The sequence below is a fragment of the Streptomyces prasinopilosus genome, from assembly GCF_001419695.1.
In the GTDB taxonomy this organism is placed as follows: Bacteria; Actinomycetota; Actinomycetes; order Streptomycetales; family Streptomycetaceae; genus Streptomyces; species Streptomyces prasinopilosus.
In genome coordinates, this window is sequence record NZ_LIRG01000837.1 from 1 (window position 1) to 4307 (window position 4307).

The window sequence follows — 4307 nt, forward strand, 5'->3', positions numbered from 1 at the left end:
CGCGGCCCGCGCCGCCCGGCCGGGCCAGCAGGGCGTCCCGCAGTCCCCGCGCCACTCCGGCCGGCAGCACCCGCGCGGTGTACCGGCGTTCCGACTCCAGTCCCTTACCGGCGCCGACGCTGCGCGCCACCAGCGCCTTGGACAGCCCCTCGGCGTAGGTGCGGGCGCGGAAGTAGCGGAACCGCTCCCGTGCCTCGGGCACCCGGTGGTGGATCACCGCGCGGTCGTCGATCAGCAGGACCGCGTCGGGCCGGGCGCGGCCGAGGCGGATGCACAGCTCCGTCTCCTCCCCGCCCAGCGGGCGCTCGTTCCCGTCCCGTCCGATCCCGGTGGCGAAACCGCCCGCCGCGTCGAAGGCGGTGCGCCGGAAGGAGGCGTTGCCGCCGAGGACGTTGCGCACCCGTACGCGTCCGGGGGGCAGCCCCCGGTAGGTGCAGCCCACGACCCAGTCGAACTCCTCGGGGAACCAGCGGGGGCGCCGCCCCGACGCCCAGAGGGGTTCGGTGCGGCCGCCGACCGCCAGCACGCGCGGATCGGCGTACGCCGCGGCGAAGTGCCCGAGCCAGTCGCGTTCGGCCACGGCGTCGTCGTCGAGGAACGCGACGATCCCGCCGCGGGAGGCGGCGATGCCGGTGTTGCGTCCCGCGGACAGGCCGCGGGGGCCCGCGTTGGCGAGCACCCGTACGTCGTCGGTGTCCCGGTACTCCTCGGCCAGCCGGTCCAGTAGGACCTCGTTGTGGTCCACGACCAGGAGGATCTCCAGGGCCGGCCGGGACTGCGCCCGCACCGAGGCGACCGCCGCGAGGACGTCCTCCCAGCGGTCCTCGGTGTAGGCGCAGATCACGACCGAGATCCCGGGTGCGCCGGGCGCGTCGAAGACGCCCGGCGCACCCGGAGCCCCCGTGGTGCCGGGCTCGTTCAAGACGCCTTCCCCCGGACCGTGCCGAGCAGCGGGGAGCGGTGCGGGCGGCGGCGCAGCGCACGCCGGTTGGAACGCTCCCCGAGGATCACGCCGAGGACGCGGAACCCGTCCCGCACGGCCCGCAGGTTGCTCGTGCCGTGGATGCGCAGGTACTCGTGGCTCGGTATCTCCTGCACTCTCAGCCCGGCCTTGACGACCCGGATGTTCATCAGGGTCTCGACCTCGAAACCGGTGCAGTCGAGGTCGATCTTGTCCAGGCAGTGCCGCCAGAACGCGTTGTAGCCGTAGCAGAGATCGGTGTAGCGGGCACCGAACTTGCGGTTGACGGCACCGCACAGGATCCGGTTGCCGAGTCTGCGGACGAAGGTCATGTCGTCGGTGCCGCCGCCGTTGGCGAAGCGGGACCCCTTGGCGAAGTCCGCGCCCGAGACGAGGGCGGAGACGTACGACACGATCTCGTTGCCGTCCGCCGAGCCGTCCGCGTCGACCATCACGATGATGTCGCCGGTGCAGGCCTGGAACCCGGTGTTCAGGGCGTCCCCCTTGCCCTTGCCGCGCTGTTCGACGACCTTGACGTCCGGCCACAGCTCGCGGGCCACTTCGACGGTGCCGTCGGTGGAGTTGCCGTCGACCAGGACCACTTCGTGGATCCAGTCGGGAAGCGTCTTGAAGACGTACGGCAGGTTCTCCGCCTCGTTCATGGCCGGTATCACCACGCTCACCGGTGGCGCGATGGCCAGGTGCGAGGAGACGGGCCGGTACGTGCCGGTGGCCGGCGGATCCTGGTCCGCGGTCGCCGGCTGCAGAACGGAACTCATGAGTCTGGTCCCTCTCGTCCGGCGGGCCGCCCGCCCCCGGGCGGCCCGGCTGTTCGTCCGGTTCGAAAGGGGGGTTCTCACCCGCGCACGGCGCGAAGAAGCCCCGTGCACGCCGGGTGAGCTGGCAAAACTGGCCGGCCGCAGCACACACCGGCCGACCGCGCGGCCCGGCCCGGTGCTCCTTGCGGCCACCGGGCGCGGCACCCCCCTACCGCGCCCCGCGCCGGTACGCCGCGGTCCCGAGCCCTCCCCTGGAGCCGCTTGCCGACGGACCGATGCGGGTGAGATGTACTGCAATGTATGACGGTATTGACGGTTGAACCCGTATGGCAAGACCTGAAAGCAGGACTCACGTTCTTGACGGTTTGACTGTTACGCGCCTCTCCGTCCGCCCTCCCGGACACCAGCATGCCGACGCGGGGTACGGATGCAACCGCGCCTCGGGGACGGTCGGTCGGTTCCGGCCGGGGGTCCCCGGCCGTGCGGCTCCGGCCGCGCGGTGGTGGCTTGTGCGAGGAGGCGTGCGGGCGAGGACGGTCCGCAGGGCCGACTTTTCCCCCCGAAGTGCCGGATGCCGGGCTTCAATCTGACGCAGCCCGTTGTGGGCGTCAAGGGCGGAACGGCCCTTGGGCCTGAATTGGTCCGGGATTGAACAGATGTTCCGGTGGTCGAGGGTGGCGGTCCGGCGGCGGCCCCGTGGCACTCTGACGGGAAGTCGGCTACGGCCCGGGGAGCGCCTCCTGACGGCCCGTGGTGATCCGGCGGTGGACGCCGGGCGGTTGCTCGGTGGTTGCGTGGTGAACGAGGTGCGGAGGACGTGAGGAGTGGTCAATGTTTTTGGCATGGACACTTCCAGTCAACGCGCGTAGTCGCTATGAAGGTTGTGGCAGAGATCCTGCTAAAGGGAGGTTCCATGAGACGTTCCCGGCTTTCCGTCCTTCTCGGTTCCATCCTCCTCGCCGTGACCACCGCCCTCACCGGGGCGACCGCGGCGCACGCGTCCCCACAGGCCGCCGCCGGCGGCTACGTCGCGCTCGGCGACTCCTACTCCTCCGGCGTCGGAGCGGGCAGCTACACCAGCTCCAGCGGCGCCTGCAAACAGAGCACGAAGTCCTACCCCGCCCTCTGGGCGGCCGGCAACTCCCCCTCGTCCTTCCACTTCACTGCCTGCTCGGGCGCCCGAACGGATGAAGTTCTGGCGTCGCAGCTCGGCCCGCTCAGCACGGCCACCGGTCTCGTCTCGATCAGCGTCGGCGGCAACGACGCGGGCTTCGCCGACGTCATGACGACCTGTGTGCTCCAGTCCGAGAGCACCTGCATCTCCCGGATCAACACCGCGCGGTCCTACGTCACCTCGACGCTGCCCGGCAAGCTCGACAACGTCTACTCGGCCATCCGCGACCGGGCCCCGAACGCGAAGGTCGTCGTCCTCGGCTACCCCCGCTTCTACAAGCTCGGCGCCACCTGCGTCGGCCTCTCCGAAGCCAAGCGGACGGCGATCAACAACGCGTCCGACCTCCTCAACAGCACCACCGCCCAGCGCGTCAACGCCCACGGCTTCACCTTCGCCGACGTGCGCTCCCCGTTCACCGGCCACGAGATCTGCTCCGGCAGCTCCTGGCTGCACAGCGTGAACTGGACCAACATCGGCGAGTCCTACCACCCGAAGGCGGCCGGCCAGTCCGGCGGCTACCTCCCGGCGTTCGACAACGCGGTCTGACCCGCCCGGGGAGCCGCCCTCCTCACGGGCGGCTCCCCCGACGCCACGTCACCCCCACCGCCGAAGCCCTCACCGCCCGGGGAGCGGCCGCCGCACCGGAAGGAGAGGAGGAGACCCCGCCCGCCGGGGTCTCCTCCGCGCGCGTCCCCGGGAACGGCGCCGGGCCCGACGCGGCGCGCACGGGCTCCCGCGCCTCCCCCCTCCGACGCCGTTCTCCCGCCGGGCGTGCGCTCCGGTGGCGCTGGTCCCGGTGGGAGGAGGCCCGCGCCCGCCGGAACGTCGAGGGCGCCGCTCGCGGCGCCGGGCCGCGCGGCCGCCGAACCGGCCGTGACCGTCCCGACGGGCCCGCCGCGCCGGAAAGCCCGTGGTGTTTCCCGCTGTTCGACCCGCGTTTCCGGTCCGCTGATCCGTACTTCCCTTCCGGAGGCGCGCTCGCCGCGGACGCTCCGGGAGGCCGGGTGGCCCGCAAGGGCCGGGAGAGGGGGGTGCGCGTTGGAGGCGGACGAGCTTCTGGTGCGGGTGGCGGGGGGCGACCAGAAGGCGTTCGACACGCTGTACGGCCTGGTGTCCGGGCCGGTGTACGGGCTGGTGCGCAGAGTGGTGCGCGACCCCGCCCAGTCGGAGGAGGTCGTCCAGGAGGTGCTGCTCGAACTCTGGCGCTCCGCCGCCCGGTTCGACCCCGGCCGGGGCAGCGCGCTGGCCTGGGTGCTCACCCTCGCCCACCGGCGGGCCGTCGACCGGGTGCGCAGCGCCCGCGCGGCGGAGGAGCGCGAGCGGCGCGAAGCCGCCCGGCGCGGCGGCGAGCCCGCGTTCGACCAGGTCGCCGAGGAGGTCGAGGCCGGCCTCG

4 protein-coding genes are annotated in these 4307 nt (G+C 72.6%); 2 read left to right on the top strand and 2 right to left on the bottom strand.

Annotated elements, in window-relative coordinates; all coding sequences use genetic code 11:
* Together AOK18_RS27275 and AOK18_RS27280 are read right to left on the bottom strand one after the other, a co-directional pair.
* Positions 1-853: glycosyltransferase family 2 protein (locus AOK18_RS27275; protein WP_055696062.1), on the bottom strand; the 853-nt coding region annotated here is incomplete at its 3' end.
* A gap of 65 nt (positions 854-918) precedes the next feature.
* On the bottom strand, positions 919-1740 hold the full coding sequence (locus tag AOK18_RS27280) for a glycosyltransferase family 2 protein (protein ID WP_055572759.1): 822 nt from the start codon (positions 1738-1740) through the stop codon (positions 919-921).
* A gap of 913 nt (positions 1741-2653) precedes the next feature.
* Between AOK18_RS27280 and AOK18_RS27285 the strand changes: the two genes are divergently transcribed.
* Together AOK18_RS27285 and AOK18_RS27290 are read left to right on the top strand one after the other, a co-directional pair.
* On the top strand, positions 2654-3460 hold the full coding sequence (locus AOK18_RS27285) for an SGNH/GDSL hydrolase family protein (RefSeq protein ID WP_055696060.1): 807 nt from the start codon (positions 2654-2656) through the stop codon (positions 3458-3460).
* 492 nt (positions 3461-3952) lie between these two features.
* A partial coding sequence (locus AOK18_RS27290) for a sigma factor (protein ID WP_055696061.1) occupies positions 3953-4307 on the top strand: 355 nt, incomplete at its 3' end.